This window comes from Paenibacillus glycanilyticus, assembly GCF_030161375.1.
Classification (GTDB): Bacteria; Bacillota; Bacilli; order Paenibacillales; family Paenibacillaceae; genus Pristimantibacillus; species Pristimantibacillus glycanilyticus_B.
The window spans coordinates 406,021-421,400 of the sequence record NZ_BSSQ01000001.1; the positions used below are offsets into that span (position 1 = coordinate 406,021).

General features: G+C 49.4%; 16 protein-coding genes and 5 tRNA genes. 3 read left to right on the top strand and 18 right to left on the bottom strand.

The genetic code is table 11. The annotated features are described in order from the left end of the window. Positions 1-31: 31 nt before the first annotated feature. From QQK89_RS01635 to QQK89_RS01690, 12 genes are all read right to left on the bottom strand, one after another. Entirely contained in the window at positions 32-1,513 is a 1,482-nt protein-coding gene (locus QQK89_RS01635) for a hypothetical protein (RefSeq protein ID WP_284236672.1), read from the bottom strand. 211 nt (positions 1,514-1,724) lie between these two features. Next, positions 1,725-2,921 (bottom strand): MFS transporter, encoded by a 1,197-nt coding sequence (locus QQK89_RS01640; RefSeq protein WP_284236673.1) that lies wholly within the window; start codon positions 2,919-2,921, stop codon positions 1,725-1,727. Positions 2,922-3,058: 137 nt separating this feature from the next. Next, a complete protein-coding gene (locus QQK89_RS01645; protein ID WP_284236674.1) occupies positions 3,059-3,532 on the bottom strand; it encodes a MarR family transcriptional regulator in 474 nt (157 codons plus the stop codon). A gap of 46 nt (positions 3,533-3,578) precedes the next feature. After that, positions 3,579-4,703: a hypothetical protein gene (locus tag QQK89_RS01650; RefSeq protein WP_284236675.1), complete on the bottom strand. Its 1,125-nt coding sequence runs from the start codon at positions 4,701-4,703 to the stop codon at positions 3,579-3,581. Positions 4,704-4,857: 154 nt separating this feature from the next. Beyond that, positions 4,858-6,384, bottom strand: coding sequence for a sensor histidine kinase (locus QQK89_RS01655; protein ID WP_284236676.1), 1,527 nt, complete (start codon positions 6,382-6,384; stop codon positions 4,858-4,860). Continuing rightward, complete coding sequence (locus QQK89_RS01660; protein WP_284236677.1) at positions 6,381-7,073, bottom strand: response regulator transcription factor; 693 nt, start codon at positions 7,071-7,073, stop codon at positions 6,381-6,383. Before QQK89_RS01660 ends, QQK89_RS01655 begins: the two co-directional genes overlap by 4 nt. Positions 7,074-7,202: 129 nt before the next feature. Beyond that, a tRNA-Leu gene (locus QQK89_RS01665) sits at positions 7,203-7,288 on the bottom strand. Positions 7,289-7,339: 51 nt separating this feature from the next. Next, positions 7,340-7,415, bottom strand: a tRNA-Lys gene (locus QQK89_RS01670). A gap of 51 nt (positions 7,416-7,466) precedes the next feature. After that, positions 7,467-7,541, bottom strand: a tRNA-Glu gene (locus tag QQK89_RS01675). A gap of 59 nt (positions 7,542-7,600) precedes the next feature. Further along, positions 7,601-7,691: transfer RNA gene (locus tag QQK89_RS01680), tRNA-Ser, on the bottom strand. Between the two features lies 1 nt (position 7,692). Beyond that, positions 7,693-7,768, bottom strand: a tRNA-Asn gene (locus QQK89_RS01685). A gap of 97 nt (positions 7,769-7,865) precedes the next feature. After that, positions 7,866-8,339 carry a SprT family protein gene (locus tag QQK89_RS01690; protein ID WP_434481616.1) on the bottom strand — a complete coding sequence of 158 codons (474 nt, stop codon included), beginning with the start codon at positions 8,337-8,339 and terminating at the stop codon, positions 7,866-7,868. 98 nt (positions 8,340-8,437) lie between these two features. Here QQK89_RS01690 and QQK89_RS01695 point away from each other — a divergent pair, with 98 nt between their 5' ends. Beyond that, positions 8,438-8,785: a hydrolase/acyltransferase gene (locus QQK89_RS01695; protein ID WP_284236678.1), complete on the top strand. Its 348-nt coding sequence runs from the start codon at positions 8,438-8,440 to the stop codon at positions 8,783-8,785. A 77-nt stretch (positions 8,786-8,862) separates the two neighbouring features. Beyond that, positions 8,863-9,009, top strand: a complete 147-nt coding sequence (gene cmpA / locus QQK89_RS01700) for a cortex morphogenetic protein CmpA (RefSeq protein WP_284236680.1) — start codon at positions 8,863-8,865, stop codon at positions 9,007-9,009. Positions 9,010-9,060: 51 nt separating this feature from the next. On the opposite strand, the gene QQK89_RS01705 is transcribed toward cmpA, so the two are convergent. The 6 genes from QQK89_RS01705 to QQK89_RS01730 form a co-directional block, all read right to left on the bottom strand. Continuing rightward, positions 9,061-9,705 carry a nitroreductase family protein gene (locus QQK89_RS01705; protein WP_284236681.1) on the bottom strand — a complete coding sequence of 215 codons (645 nt, stop codon included), beginning with the start codon at positions 9,703-9,705 and terminating at the stop codon, positions 9,061-9,063. 256 nt (positions 9,706-9,961) lie between these two features. Beyond that, complete coding sequence (locus QQK89_RS01710) at positions 9,962-10,444, bottom strand: Rrf2 family transcriptional regulator (protein WP_349816705.1); 483 nt, start codon at positions 10,442-10,444, stop codon at positions 9,962-9,964. Between the two features lie 85 nt (positions 10,445-10,529). Beyond that, a complete protein-coding gene (locus tag QQK89_RS01715) occupies positions 10,530-12,671 on the bottom strand; it encodes a Tex family protein (protein WP_284236939.1) in 2,142 nt (713 codons plus the stop codon). Between the two features lie 265 nt (positions 12,672-12,936). Further along, positions 12,937-13,572, bottom strand: coding sequence for an MBL fold metallo-hydrolase (locus QQK89_RS01720; RefSeq protein WP_284236683.1), 636 nt, complete (start codon positions 13,570-13,572; stop codon positions 12,937-12,939). Positions 13,573-13,596: 24 nt separating this feature from the next. Next, positions 13,597-14,166: a thioredoxin family protein gene (locus tag QQK89_RS01725; RefSeq protein WP_284236684.1), complete on the bottom strand. Its 570-nt coding sequence runs from the start codon at positions 14,164-14,166 to the stop codon at positions 13,597-13,599. A gap of 31 nt (positions 14,167-14,197) precedes the next feature. After that, the gene (locus QQK89_RS01730) at positions 14,198-14,806 is read right to left on the bottom strand and encodes a DedA family protein (RefSeq protein ID WP_284236685.1); all 609 of its coding nucleotides are present in this window, start codon (positions 14,804-14,806) and stop codon (positions 14,198-14,200) included. A 237-nt stretch (positions 14,807-15,043) separates the two neighbouring features. On the opposite strand from QQK89_RS01730, the gene QQK89_RS01735 reads away from it, so the two are divergent. Next, positions 15,044-15,355, top strand: a complete 312-nt coding sequence (locus tag QQK89_RS01735) for a dehydrogenase (RefSeq protein WP_284236686.1) — start codon at positions 15,044-15,046, stop codon at positions 15,353-15,355. The last annotated feature ends 25 nt before the right edge of the window (positions 15,356-15,380 follow it).

The window sequence follows — 15,380 nt, forward strand, 5'->3', positions numbered from 1 at the left end:
CGAAAGCCATGCGGGGGAGAACAGGAGATGCTTATTTCAATTTCGCTACGCCGGTTGCGATTTGCTCAATTTGAGCTTTTGTCAGGCTTTGATCGGCAGAGCTGATTGTGACATAACGATCATCAAGCTGGAAAGTCAGCATCGGAACTTCGCTAGGAGCAAACCATTTTGCTTTCACGCCGTTTGGCAGCGTTACTGCCGTGCTGTCATATCCGTACGAGTAATCACGAGGCGAGATTTGCACATTCATGTGTTTGAACCAGAAGATTACGGAATCTCCGCTCGCTACTTTTTGGAACGCGTCGTCTTTTGCCATTTTGGTTGGAGCATAAGCAGCCGTGAAGCCGTCGAATTTCGCAAACTCGTCTTTAATGGCTTTTGTTTGTGCGGCCGTATAAGTTACTGTTGCCAGATCGGCCTGAGCAGTGCCAACTTTAGCTACGCTAACCGCGACTTTCTCCGCTTGCGCTTTGGTCAACGATTTGTTTGGCGAGCTAACCGTTACATAACGGTCATCCACTTTTACGGTTAGCATGTCCTTGCCGTCTACGTTGTACCATTTTGCTTTTGCGCCGTTAGACAACGTTACGTTCGTACCGTCGTATTCGAAGGAATAATCGCGTGGCGACACGTTCACTGTCATGTTTTTGAAGAGAAGATTTACGCCGTCGCTTGTTGCCGCTACCTTCTGCAGAGCGTCGCCTTTAACTGTTACTTTTGGCGCGTATGCTGATTCGAACCCGTCAAAACCGGCAAATGCTTTTTTCATTTCATCCAGCTGAGCAGCCGTGTACGATACGGCTGCCATATCGGATTGCACGGCGCCAACGTTTGTTACGGTAACCGCTACTTTTTCCGCTTGCGCTTTGCTTAACGCTTTGCTTGGGGAGCTGACCGTCACATAACGGTCTTCCACTTTTACGGTCAGCATGTCCGTGCCGTCTATGTTGTACCATTTTGCTTTTGCGCCGTTCGACAACGTTACGTTCGTACCGTCGTATTCATAAGAGTAATCGCGTGGCGACACGTTCACCGTCATGTTTTTGAAGAGCAGGTTTACGCCGTCGCTTGTTGCCGCTGCTTTTTGGAATACGTCGCCGTTGATCATGATTTGCGGAGCATAGGCCGTTTCGAACCCTTCAAAGCCGGCAAATGCTTTCTTGATCTCTTCCAGTTGTGCGGCCGTGTAGTTTGTCAGTACGTATTGGTCCGTTGTGCTTGTACCGATATAGATCGTATTAGTCTTGCTGTCATATCTGATTGGCGTGTTCAGGGCGTTAGAAAGCGCACGGACTGGCAGATAAGTTGTATCATGATAAGTAATAGGCGCAAGCTTATTGCCGTTTTCGTCTTTAGGAATATAAGTGCTGCCGTTGATTTTAAAGCCGATGCTGTGGTTCAGGTACGCGCTGATTTTCTCCATATTTGTTCCGGCATATACGCCTGCCGCTCCCGATACAGTCATTCCTGCGATCATCATTGTGGCAACAGTTCTTTTCACGTTTTTGTTCATTTTTATGAGCTCCTTAGAGTTGAATTTTTTTATTTCCGAATTTCTAACCTTTTTTACTCTCTGTCTTTTTACTCTCTGTCTCTTTTTAACCTGTTTACGTTTGTTTGAAGCTCCTTACTGACTTCAGTATAGAAGAACGATATCTCGGAATAATTTCGGTCTTGTAACAAACCTGTAAACAATGTCGCCTCTCCATATAAAAAAGCCCGGATCATCCGATCCGGACTGTCTTCTTATTCAATACAAGAATGGCCGCCGCAATAAGGAGCATCCCCATAAAGGCTGGAGCGGCATGCCCTGCGATTACGTAAATTTGGCCGCCGATGATAGGCCCGATCATTCTTGCCAAAGCCTGAATCGATTGGCTGCCGCCTTGAATTCTTCCTTGTTCGCTTGCATCTACCGATTTGGAGAGCATCCCGTTAAACGACGGGCCAAAGATCGAATCGCCAAACCCAAACAGAAACATGCCGGCAATAAGAAGTGGATAGAAAGACACCAAAGCAGACGCCGCAATAAGGCCATACCCTATAATCTCCGACGCCATGCCAAGAGTAGCTATCTGTTTATCCCGAAGTTTGGCCAATAACCTTGGCATAATAAAGGCTTGCGAGACAATGTCTTGAACGCCCATGATGGAGAACATAAGTCCGATCAATGCGGGTTTCCAACTAAACGTGTCCAGCGTAAATTGCGAGAACACGGCCTGCAGGGATCCATTCGGGATCCAGAGCAAAAACGCGGATACAAGCAGTCTGTTTACGTTTTTCACCGAAAGGATGCTGACAAGCTGGGTAAATGGGTTCAACATCCCCAAGGTCATTTGGGTCCGTCGATTATTCTTGCCAAGACTCTCCGGCATATACAGCATCCCGAATATCACGTTTAACAATGTAATAGCCGCTCCGAAATACATAGGCGCTGAATAACCAAACTTGGCGAGTAGTCCGCCTAATGTCGGACCAATGACGGTACCCACGCCAACTGCCGCACTCACCCATCCGAAATATTTGGTCCGCTGATCCGCAGGAATAATATCTGCAAAATAAGCGAAAATCGTACTTATGCTTCCGCCCGTTATGCCCTCAATAACACGCCCGGCGAACAGTACCCATAACGCACCGCCTAAGCCAAACACGAAGTACCCGATCGCGGAACCAAGCAGGCATATTAACAGCAACGGGCGACGGCCGAATTTATCGCTTAGAGCTCCTAACGCGGGCGCCGCGAAAAACATGCACACGGCATATACGGAAGTCAGCAGAGTAACAACCGTAGCTTGATCTCCCGGATTACTTATATAAGGCTGCACCAAAAACGGTACAACAGGGGTTATGATACTAAAGCCCAATCCGCACAGAAACACCGACATTAGGCCAAATAGCAAAGCTTTTCTATCGATAGTCATGTCATTCCTCCTTGATTTTTGTTTCCTGGTCAACAATCATCATAACGCCATTTTGTTTCCTAGTCAACAAAAATTGAACAATAAAAAAGCAGCCCCTTCTCCATTAGAGCCGGGCCGCCTATCGTTACAACTTTTCATTATTCCGATTTCGCATCTATGCCTTGTTGCTTGATTTCCGCATCCAAATGCCGGCTATACCGTTCCATCAAGCTGATCATGCCGTCGAATTGTTCCTTCGTGATCTGCTCAAACACGGCTTGATCCCGCTTCCGGAACTCTTCGTGCAAATCCTCATGGATTTGATTAACGGCATTGCCTTGCTCCGTAAGCCTGAAATAAATTTCTTTCTTGTTGCCATCCTTCTGATAGCTTTCAATGAGTTCCTTTTCCAGCAGCTTCTTGGTCATTTTACTGATGGCGCTTCTTGTCATATAGAAGGATTCCGCAAGTTTGGTCACGTTGGAATCCGCATGTTTGCCGATGTATTCGATGGCATGCACTTCAGAAGGCGTATGCCCCTTCAGGCTATCTTCCATCTTAAACTTATTAAGCCAAGCCAGCTTGTTGAACAAATCCCTGACAACCGCTATAAGCTGTTCTTGCCGCTCCATAGCCCATCCTCCCCGTTTGACGCACTACTCCTATTATATAATGGCGCTACTGGAAATCAATAATATGGGTGACGGGCAGATCGTCCTTGCCGGCGACCGTAACGCCAAGCCGCGTCCCCGAAGGATTCCAGCTTAACGGATATTGCGGAAAATAGCTCGGGCCAATCGGCGACACTTTGCCGGTTGCGGAATCAAAAATATAAACCCCGTTCATCCCGCTCTGATTCTCGGTATATACCGCTACCGCCAGCTTAGAGGAATCCGGCGACCAAGCGCTGTACGGAATCAAATCGCCTTTGGCAATGGAGAGCCCTTCCGCGCTTCCGTTCGAATCAAAAATCCGAAGCTCGCTGCCTGCTTTCCCGGCTTGCTTCTGGATTTCGACCGCGAGATGTTTGCCATCCGGCGATACTTGGAACGTCAATGCCTGTTTGACCAGCTCGGATGGGTTAGGATTACCAGGCGCAAACTGTTTTAAAGTCTGGTTATTGTCCGTGTAATAGATACGTCCTTGGCCAACTCCAAAATTCACAAACGGCTGATCCCCGAGTGCCGGGTCATCAAGATTCAGAAGCGTAACGCTGCCGTCTACCTGAATTTGGCGGATGTCACCATGCCCGCTCATCGAACCTGCTGCAAGAATGTACGTCGTTTCGTTCAGCCAGCCGCCGCTCTCCAAGTAGTTGTCGCCCTTAATCTCGGACATCGTCCCGGTGCTGACTTCTTTCATATAGTTGCGAGCCGAATATTTGTCCTTCCATTGCTGAACGAATACATACTTGCCATCCGGCGACGGCTGCTCTTTCTCGACTGTTACTACCTTTTTCACCGGTTCGGCAGCCGCTTTCTGATCGTTGTTGCTTAAATCCACATCCATGGTGGTGTACTCGAACTGCGCTTCTTCCGTAGCTGTAGCCTCTTTGACAAGCTTGGTGTACATAAGCTGAACTTGATCATCGGATAGCCATTTATCCATGCTCGCTCCTTCGAAGCGATGTATTCTTTGCACCATAATATCTTGGTTGGGTTTCTGCTCTGGGCTTTTTACAACCGTTAATTCCCCGTGTTTATTTGTATTATTATTAGCTTGGTTCCCGCCCTGAACAGAGGAACAAGCAGCTAGAGCAGCTGCGAGCGACAACACGGTGCCTAATTTAATGATCTGTTTCATCGTTCATCCCCCCGGATGTATACCCGTTTTCCCCTTAGTATATAAGGCCTCTATGTCGAAAACATATCTGAATTGTATCCAAGTTGTAACAACTTTTTATTAGAATGCCCAATATAAATAACAGCCCGGATCACGTTATGTCCAGGCTTGTTGTTTACTCTTCTTGCGGCTCTATGGCTATAGGTTCACCGGGTAGGGAAATAACGAATGTGGACCCCTTAGGTCCCGATTCGACTAAGTTGACTGTGCCATGCTGCTTCTCGGCCAAACTCCTGACCAAAGCTAAACCGAGCCCGGTTCCGCCGGTTTCCCTCGACCGGTCATCGCTAACGGTAAAGAACGGGTCAAAGATCCTATTCCGGAGCTCTTCCGGTACGCCGATGCCGCTGTCCGCAACTTCAATAATGACGCGCCGTTCACCGGTGGCCTCCGTCTCCGAACGGTTGGACAGCCGAACCCATCCTCCGGGGCGGTTATATTTAATCGCATTGCTAAGCAAATTCGTAACCATGTGCATCAGATTATCCGGATCCGCCCATACGAGGTCTTCCTTCAGATTGGCAGAAAGCGAAATCCTTTGTTTTTCAGCTTTGATTCGTAGGCGGCTTAAACCCTCCTCGAGCAGCGGTTTTACTTGGAAATGTGCGGCATGCGTCTCGAAGTCGTAAATATCCATCGAAGAGAGCTGAAGCGCCTTCTCGATGAGCGCATACAGACGTTCCGCTTCCTTGCTGATCTGGGTACGCGCATTTTGCAGTAAAACCGGGTCATCGCTATACATGCCAAGCAAATCCGAATAGGCCAAAATAGAAGTTAAAGGCGTTTTGAGTTCATGGCTAATATTGCCGATGAACTGCTTCTGCTGCTGCTCCAACTCCTGCAGCCGCTTGATTGCCGTGAGCAACTTCTGCTTTTCTTCGTTTAATTCGTCAACATAGGAAGAGATGCTGCCGCTCATATCATAAATACCTTCCGCGAGCTCGCCGATCTCATCCCGCCTGCGGACAGGCGGCTTGTCCAGGTAACGGCCTTCTCCAATATCTTTGGCTGCCTGATTCAGCTTGCCAAGGATAAACGATTGCCTCCAGACGTACAAATAACCAAGCAAGAGGCCAACCGCCAACACGGCAGCCCCCGTCCCGATAAACAAGCTTCGAATATGCCGGTAAAACATTTCCTGTTCTTGGAGCGAACCATGGAACTGGACGCTGCCCAGAAATTGATCGGCATTATAGAGCGGTGCCAAATACAGCACCTGATTGCCTAGCGTAATATAAGCCTCTTGACCTTTGGAGGTATGGGCGAGCGCCTCCTTCACATCGGTCAGCGGCTGCACCGGCAGAGAGGTACCGGCAAATACCCCGTCGGCGCTGTATAGCGTAACGGCCATTCCGCTCTGACCGCCAAGATCTACGGCTAGGCTCTGACCGTTATGCTCCATAAATTCATCCGGCGATACGCGCTCACCGGTCAAATACTCTTCGCGTACGCGAAGATTCGCCGAACTCGCCAATTGAGAGAAGCTTTGCTCCATCCGCCTTTGCTGATCCTCGCGGATACCCGCAAGCACCAGCATGCTTAGCAACACGACTACAAATGCGAGCAACAAAGCAAGGAAAACGGTGATTTTGCCCTTTAATCCGATTTTTAACTTTTGCCGGGAACCGGCAACCCGGTTCATCCGTTTGTCCTCATGCTTTTATAGCCGATCCCGTAAACCGTTTGTATGTATCCCTGCGACTCGCCAAGCTTCTTGCGTAATCTTTGAACATGAATGTCCACGGTACGGGTACCGCCTGCAAAATCCATCTCCCACACCTGCTCAAGCAACGCCTCCCTGGAATATACCCGGTCGGGGTGCTTGGCAAGCAGCGCCAGCAGATCGAATTCCTTCGGAGTAAGGTCCAGCGACTCTCCGTCAACTTTGACCGTACGGCTTAACAATTCAATCGTAATTCCGCCAAGCTCCAATCTGCCCTCTTTATCCGCATCCTGTACCGGCGATTCAATCTGGCGCCGTCTGTGAAGAGCCTTCACGCGGGCAACAACTTCCCGGATATCAAACGGTTTGGTCATATAATCATCGGCGCCAAGCTCGAGTCCGAGTACTTTATCTACAATATCGTTTTTAACGGTAAGCAGCATAATGGCCGGTTTGTTCCCCGCCTCCAGCTTCCGGCAAACTTCGTAGCCGTTCATCTTCGGCATCATCACGTCAAGCACCATAACATCCGGATTGAAAGCAGCAACTTTCTCAAGCGCCTCCATTCCGTCACCTGCCGTCTCAACTATAAATCCTTCGCGTTGCAAAGCATAAGCGATCGCGCTCGAGATACTCGCTTCGTCATCTACAACAAGTACTTTAATCATGCGATTCTCACTCCTTGTCGAGCTATCCCTATCACGGCAGCTTACCATATAAATGGCTTATTCTATATCATTATAGCAGAAACACAAAAAAATCCCTTACCGACGTAAGGGATTGAATCTGTTAAGTTATGGTGCGGTAGAGAGGACTCGAACCTCCACGGGCGTACGCCCACTACCCCCTCAAGATAGCGTGTCTGCCATTCCACCACTACCGCACATATGTTGAATTTCCTCCATACCATTATTACTTTGAGGAGAAAGTAAAATGGTGAGCCATGAAGGACTCGAACCTTCGACACCCTGATTAAAAGTCAGGTGCTCTACCAACTGAGCTAATGGCTCTCATGTTGTAAAACGAACTCTTGAGAGCTTGCTTCACTCATTGAGGATAAATGGTGACCCGTAGGGGATTCGAACCCCTGTTACCTCCGTGAAAGGGAGGTGTCTTAACCCCTTGACCAACGGGCCTTACTTATTCCTTGTTCCTATCGTCATCTCTCTCGAGCGACATATCCACCAAGAAAATATGGCGGAGAAGGAGGGATTCGAACCCTCGCACCACTTACGCAGTCTAACCCCTTAGCAGAGGGTCCCCTTGAGCCACTTGGGTACTTCTCCATGGCTCCCCGAACAGGACTCGAACCTGTGACAACTCGATTAACAGTCGAGTGCTCTACCAACTGAGCTATCAGGGAATGCTTGAAACACTTGTTTCTTACTTGTTTCTCGCTTGTCTCAACCGCTTGTTCACCGCGGCGACAAGTAATAATATATCACGGGCAATTCATAAGGTCAAGCGTTTTTTAAAAAAAGTTTTCCGCGGCATTTTCCGCATGCATAACGGGCTGGATCAAGCCTTCTTTTGCGCGGATACTCGGTACCGCAGCTGCGGCAAACCAGCTTGTATTTATAAGGCGCAGCCGCCTTTGCAGCCCTCTCCGGCAACGTCTGGCAATAGCGTGATCCGCCCACGTAAGCGAGCAGTTTTTTGAAATCCGCATCCCGGTGCTGATACCCTCTCTTCATTATATGGAGATGATAATGGCACAACTCATGCTTGATGATTTTTTCGGTTTCTTCTGCGCCAAACGCCTCAAGCTGATGAGGGCTGATCTCTATATGATGGGATTTCGTAAAATATCGGCCGCCGGTCGCTTTCAATCGGCCATTAAAAGTGGCCTTATGAAGGAAAGGTCGTCCAAAACTTTCGAGCGATACGCGTTCCACCCAGCGCTGCAGTTCATCGTCATTCATTTTTATAGTCATCGTATTCTCCCCCAATACTTGAATTTTAAAGCGATCATACGCTACACTGTCAAGTAGCAATCATTATAGATGGCCTACGAGGGGAGTTAATTTTCACAATGCCTACGATGCGTTACGTCCTTATGAACGGCAATAGCACTATCTTCTTTGTTGAGATGCCGGAATCCCATGCTTATCAGCTCAGCGCGCTTAACCTGCGCCTCCATAAAGAAATAGACAAGCTGACTGCCGACCATGTGCCTCAGCTGCCTTATGCGGTCGCTGAATGCGACAACGTCGAGCTGCACGACAGCTCGATCCGGATTGTCTCCGGCCTTGATTACATTAATGAACTGGAACAAGAATTTGCGGCCGTGAAGGAATCCGCGTATCCGCTGATTGCCCTTCTTACCGAGATCCGCGCTTTGCAAGCCCAGCTTGAACAGTGGTACGAAGAAGAACTGTAAAAGTGGACCTGCACGGACATTCGCCCTCCCCCATACTGTAGTAGTACATCAGGTATGGGCGGAAGGAGAAGATACGAATGCCACAATGGCTCTGCAATCAAATGATGCGTGCATTCCAGAAGAAAGACCTTAGGCAGATCAAACTGCTTAATGAATGCTGGTATTTCTATCGCAACAAACAATCAGCCAAAAACGATGACGTACCCGAAATAACCTTTCATTAGAACAAATAAAAAAACTCCCGCTGCCTTCATGGCTGCGGGAGTTTTTGGCATTTACTTCACGCTGTTCCAGAACGTGATCTCTTCAAGCGGAAGACGTACGGTCGGACGGCCCTCTTCCTTCGCTTTGCCGATTGGAAGAACAAGCAGCGGAAGGTAACGCTCCGGAATTTCGAAGAAGGCTTTCAGCTTGTCGCGGTCGTAACCGCCCATAGGTACCGTATCATAGCCTTTGGATTTCGCCACAAGCATGATTTGCATAGCAACCAGACCCGCATCAAAAGCAACGATCTCCGTCACGCGTTCTTTCGGAATGGACGGGAACAGGTTCGTATAATGATCAGTGAACCGTTGAGCGATCTCTTCTGTCATATAACCGGCTTTGACAGCTGCCCCGTTGATCTCGCCAAGCTTCGTGTAGAACTCAAGGTCGCCAAGAATAACAACAACGGCAGAAGCGTCAGCCACTTGTTGTTGATTGTTTGCGATTGGAAGCAATTGATTTTTGAGTTCTTGGTCCGTTACGACCAGGAAACGCCAGGATTGCGTATTAGCCGAAGAAGGGGCTTTTGTTGCAAGCTCCAAAATTTCTTTGATCTCTTCATCCGAAATTTTAAAAGACGAATCATAATGGCGGACCGAGCGACGGGATGTCAGTACTTCGGTAAATTCTTTTCCAACTTGCGTTTCAATAGCCATAGTTAGTTCCCTCCAAATTAGGTTATCTGTGTCTCAGATTGCTCAGTTAGAATCAAAAAAAGGCCTAATAGATAATGACTGTGATTATTCTAACACAGATTAAACTGAGATTAATTATTCACAGTTATAACAAAAATCTAATTGCCTTTTTTACGCTGTAAGTACGCTCGCATCTGTAACAGTTTTGATAACAGTATAAAATCGAGACGGCGGAAAGTCAACAGGGCTGCTGTGACTATTTTTTCCGCCGTCATTTCTAATTATTCCGTTCCATCCGTTTGAGCGTGCAGATCCGTTCCGAAAGCTGGGCAATCGTGACTTGTTTCAGCACCTCAATCGTTCTTTGTTCCACTTCGTCGGTTATCTCCATAAAAGCAACACGCATCTCTTGGCCGAAATCATGAATGCCTGTCGTATCCAGCATACCGCTGCATAAAGGTTCGCCCACTCGCAAGGCCAAATAAACGTCAGCGAGCGTAATCGACTCCGGCGTGCGTTTCAAGCGGTAACCTCCGTCGCGGCCTTCCCGCGTCTCGAGCAGCTGCTCTCGCGCCAGCTTGGCAAGCACCCGGCGCAGCATCGTTGCTTCCGACTTCAGATGACCGGCAAGTTCCGCGCTTGTGCAAGCATTTGGTTTGCGGGACAACACCACAAGAGCCTGAAGGGACAAACCAAACCATTTATGGTTGGGAGCGCTGCTGCATCGTTCTCGCTCGATTTGATGATCGGATTGGCTCATGATGTTCATCCTCTCCTTCCTTAGTAGGATCTTAGAGGCACATCTGTATTATAGGTCCCGGTTCAAGCAGCCAGCAAGCTTAAAATTATGCCTGTTTCCGCATGGTAAGAGAAACCCGGCCTTTCTTCAAATCTACGCCAAGCACCCATACGGTTACATTATCGCCAACCGATACCACATCCATCGGATGCTTCACAAACTTGTCGCTCATTTGCGAGATGTGGACAAGGCCATCATTTTTGATGCCGATATCTATAAATGCACCAAAATCAATAACGTTGCGTACCGTTCCCTGCAGCTCCATGCCTGGCGTAAGATCTTCAATGTTCAACACGTCAGTATGGAAAATCGGCGGAGGCAACTCCTCACGCGGGTCGCGTCCCGGACGGAGCAGGCTGTCGATAATATCTTTCAAGGTAGGCACCCCAACGCCAAGCGAAGGCGCAATCGCAGCCGGGTCCATCCCCGCCAGCTTACCCTTCATCTCTTCCGTGCCGATCTGATTCGACTTCAATCCAAGTTCAGCAAACAGCTTATCAACCACATCATAGGATTCCGGGTGGATCGGCGTTTGGTCGAGCGGGTTCGATGCTTCCGGGATACGTAGGAAACCGATGCACTGCTCGTAGGATTTCGCGCCTAGCCGCGGTACCTTCTGAAGTTGTCCGCGCTTCGCGAAGCGGCCGTTCTCTTCGCGGTATTTGACGATATTTTTGGCAATCGTCGCGTTAATTCCCGCTACATAGGAGAGCAGCGAAGCAGAAGCCGTATTCACATCGACCCCGACATGGTTAACCGCCGATTCCACAACGCCGCCAAGGCTCTCATCAAGCCGTTTCTGGCTGACGTCGTGCTGATATTGCCCCACGCCAATCGCTTTGGGCTCGATCTTCACAAGCTCGGCTAGCGGATCCTGCAAGCGGCGGGCAATCGAGACGGCGCTGCGTTCCGCAACGTCAAGATCGGGGAACTCTTCTGCCGCCAGCTTGGAAGCGGAATAGACGCTCGCTCCAGCCTCGCTTACAATAATATATTTCTGCTCGGAATGTCCGGCCGCTTTGCGTTTGCCGATCAGGCCGGCGATAAATTGCTCCGTTTCGCGGGAGGCTGTCCCGTTGCCGATTACAATAAGGGAGACTGCATAGCGGTCAATCATTCCGTTGATGGTCTTCTCCGCTTCGGCAACTTTATTGTTGGGAGGCGTCGGATACGTAACGGCTACCTCCATCAGCTTGCCTGTATCGTCAATAACCGCAAGCTTGCAGCCCGTCCGGTAAGCCGGATCGACGCCAAGCACAACATTGCCCCTAACCGGCGGCTGGAGCAGCAGGTTACGAAGATTCTCGGAGAAAATCGAAATGGCGTGTTCTTCCGCCTTCTCCGTCAATTCGCCGCGAACTTCCCGTTCGATGGACGGTGCAATCAATCGCTTATAAGCATCTTCTATAACGGCAACCAGTACGTCGCGCACGGCAACAGCCGTCTGCTGGCGAAGCACTTTGCGCTGAACAAACTCGTGGATCCGCTCGGTAGACAGTTCAAACGTTACGCGAAGCACATCCTCCCGCTCCCCGCGGTTGATCGCTAGCACGCGGTGAGGCGGCAGCTTGCGGACCGGTTCCTGATAGCTGTAGTACATCTCGTAGACGGATTCCGCACCCGCGTTTTTCGCTTCCGTATGAAGCATGGCCTGATCAAAGGTATGCTTGCGCACCCAAGAACGGATCGCCGCGTCATCGGCGATATTCTCAGCCAGAATATCCATCGCGCCTTGCAACGCTTCTTCAGCCGTAGCTACCCCTTTATCTTCGCTTATGTACTTCGCCGCTTCTGCAAGCGGCTCGCCAAGGCGGGGTTGTGCCCATAGCCACGCAGCCAGCGGTTCCAATCCCCGCTCCTTCGCCACGCTGGCGCGGGTCTTCCGCTTCTGCCGGTAAGGACGGTACAAATCCTCTACTTCCTGCAGCTTGCCCGCTGCGCCAATTAAGCCTCGAAGCTCGTCGGTCAACTTGCCTTGCTCGTCAATGAGACGAATCACTTCCCGTTTGCGGTCTTCCAAATTGCGCATATATTGCAGCCGTTCTTCAATCGCCCGGAGATCGTTCTCGTCCAGCTCGCCGGTCATCTCTTTCCGGTAACGCGCGATAAACGGAATCGTATTGCCTTCGTCAAGCAAAGCAACTGCCGCTTTCACCTTCGTGATCGGGATCGACAGCTGCGCTGCCATGCCTTTAATAATCTGCTCGTTCTCGGCAGCAATCTCTCCCGCCGTGCGCTTGCCCGTGCTTGCCGCTTCCTCTTCCACTTGCTTCACCTTCGTATCAGCCAACCAACTGCACCGTCCCTTCAAATTCCCTTCAAACTTGTCTACTGTAAAAATGCCATAAATGTATTGTCTCAGATTTGGAACCGCTTTTCCATATTTGCGAATTGCGAAAACGAAAAAACCGCGGGCTATGTAGCCTGCGGTTGAAACGGTGATCTAACGATCTTTATCTAACATAAGGATTGTTGGCTTGCTCAAAACCAATCGTTGTTTTGGGACCATGTCCCGGATAAACGTTAACTTCAGGCGGGAGCTTGTACAACTTCCGCTGAATCGAATCATATAAGTCGCGTTCCCGACCGCCGGGAAGATCTGTCCTGCCGACAGATTGTTTAAACAAAACGTCACCCGAGAATATATCGTTGCCGCATAAGAAACTTACGCTGCCGGGGGAATGACCCGGCGTATGCAATACTTTAAACGACTGGCCGATGAGGTCGAGCGTCTGTCCCTCATCCAGCGCATATTCCGCAGGGCCTGTCGTGAGCGGCGGAGTCACATCCGACCATCTCATGGAGCCGTTCTTCTTGGCATCCGTCAGCCAATCCGCCTCAAGGTCGTGAATGTACACCGGGCATCCCGCCGCGGTCCGCACTTCTTCCACGCCGCCCATATGGTCGAAATGGGCATGCGTCAGCAGAATCGCTTCAATCGTCATTCCGGCAATTCGGTCCAGCAGCCGCTTGGGTCCCATGCCGGGATCGATAACAATGCCCCGTTCCAAGCCAGTCTGCTCGTCTTTTTCGGTCAATAAATAACAATTCGTTTGCAACGGGCCAAGGGTAAACATTTCAATGCGCATATACTAATACTCCAATCCGATTCCTTAAATCGATTCTATTAATGCTCTGAGTTCCTGCACCACTAATGCTTGATAGCCGGTACCTTCTCCGTAACGCCGCATAATTTCTTTCCGCGTTTCGGCGAGCTTCTCTTGATAATCGGCAGCATCGCGATCCGGATTATCTTGCTTGAATTGTACCATCGGTTCCTGCACGTAGGTTGGTCTTGGACCCCAAGTGCCGTGAATGACCGAACCTTCCGCATCGGTAACAATGACGACCGGAACGGAACGTCCGCCCATCGTCAGGAATTGATCCATCGTATCGAGGTTCTCCTCCATAATGAGCACTTCTACCGGAACGCCGCCAGTCTCGAGGGCGCGGAATACAACCGGAATATTGCGAACCACGTCGCCACACCAATCCGCCATCAAAATAAAGACGCGCAGGTCGCTTCGGTTGTTCAACGATTCGAAAAATTCCCGGTCGCTTTGGTCTGCCCATTCGAACTTATCGTACCAACCCTGGAAAGCTTCCTGATTTTTGGTCATTCCTTCAACAAACTGCCGCGGGCTGATGCCTTTATTCAACTTGTCTGCTACGCTTCTGTTCATGTTCATCCCTCTTTCTTATCTCGATTTAGATTTATACGGATTTGCCTTTGGCGCGAATAAATTTGTATACGACATAAACAATCAGTAAAGCTATGGCAATTAGAATAGCCGGCTGCACGTATTGAGCGGCCTTCTGATCGATATCTTCCCAGTTCTCACCTAATGTTTTGCCCAAATGTACGAATAATATCGTCCACGGTATGGAAGCCAGCGCCGTCAGCAGGGTAAACAGGGTAAAGTTCATCTTCGCCATCCCTGCCGGAATGGAGATTACTTGTCTCATAACCGGTACGAACCGGGCTGTAAATACGATACCCGCTCCGTATTTCTTGAACCAGTTCTCCGCAATATCTACGTGTTTGGTTTTGATCTTAATGTATTTGCCGTATTTCTCAACCAGCGGGCGGCCGCCGAATCTTCCAAACGCGTACAAAATCCAGTTTTGCCCGACCGCGCCAAGGATGCCGAAGATAACCGCGCCGAAGTATGATATTTTTCCTTCCGATACTAAGTATCCGCCGTAACCTAATACGATCTCGCTAGGAATAACCTCTATAAGTAATCCAATTAATATGCCGAAATAACCAAGGCTTTCAATCCATAATAAAACTTCATGCAAAATATCCTTAACCAAATCCATTGCTTCCCGCCTTCCCCATCCTAAATAATAGCAATCTTCGACTGTATTCTACCATATGAAGCGGATCAGCATCCACCCGACTGAAGTCGGGCATCTTCTATATGAGGAAAGCACAACCGCATCTCTCCTATTATATGCCTTGTCCTTCCGCATATGAACAAACGGTAATACGCTTAAACTCTGTGACCGTCTCATTCTCATCCGCATATTTATGAGTTAGAGAGGAGTCGGTTCACGATGAAGTCCACTACCCAGAAGCATGCGTCCGGCCTGCCGTCCGCGCGAAAGATCCGCCGCGCCTGCAGCAATGAATTGTATCGAACCGTCAAACGGTTAAAGATATGGGTATCGCAAGAGAAAATGGAACAGGCCGAAACCTTGTATTACAAAAAGGTCATTGTAAACCTGCTCTTTATTGCCGAGAATGAAAAAAACCGCAAAGTGCTGTCCGATTGGTGGGACGAACATGTTGCGGCTGAAATTGCCGAGCTATGGGAAGTCGACGTCGCCCAACTTCGGAGAGCGTTCCGGGATGCATTCGGCGGTTAACGCTTCTCCTACGAGAAAAAGCTGC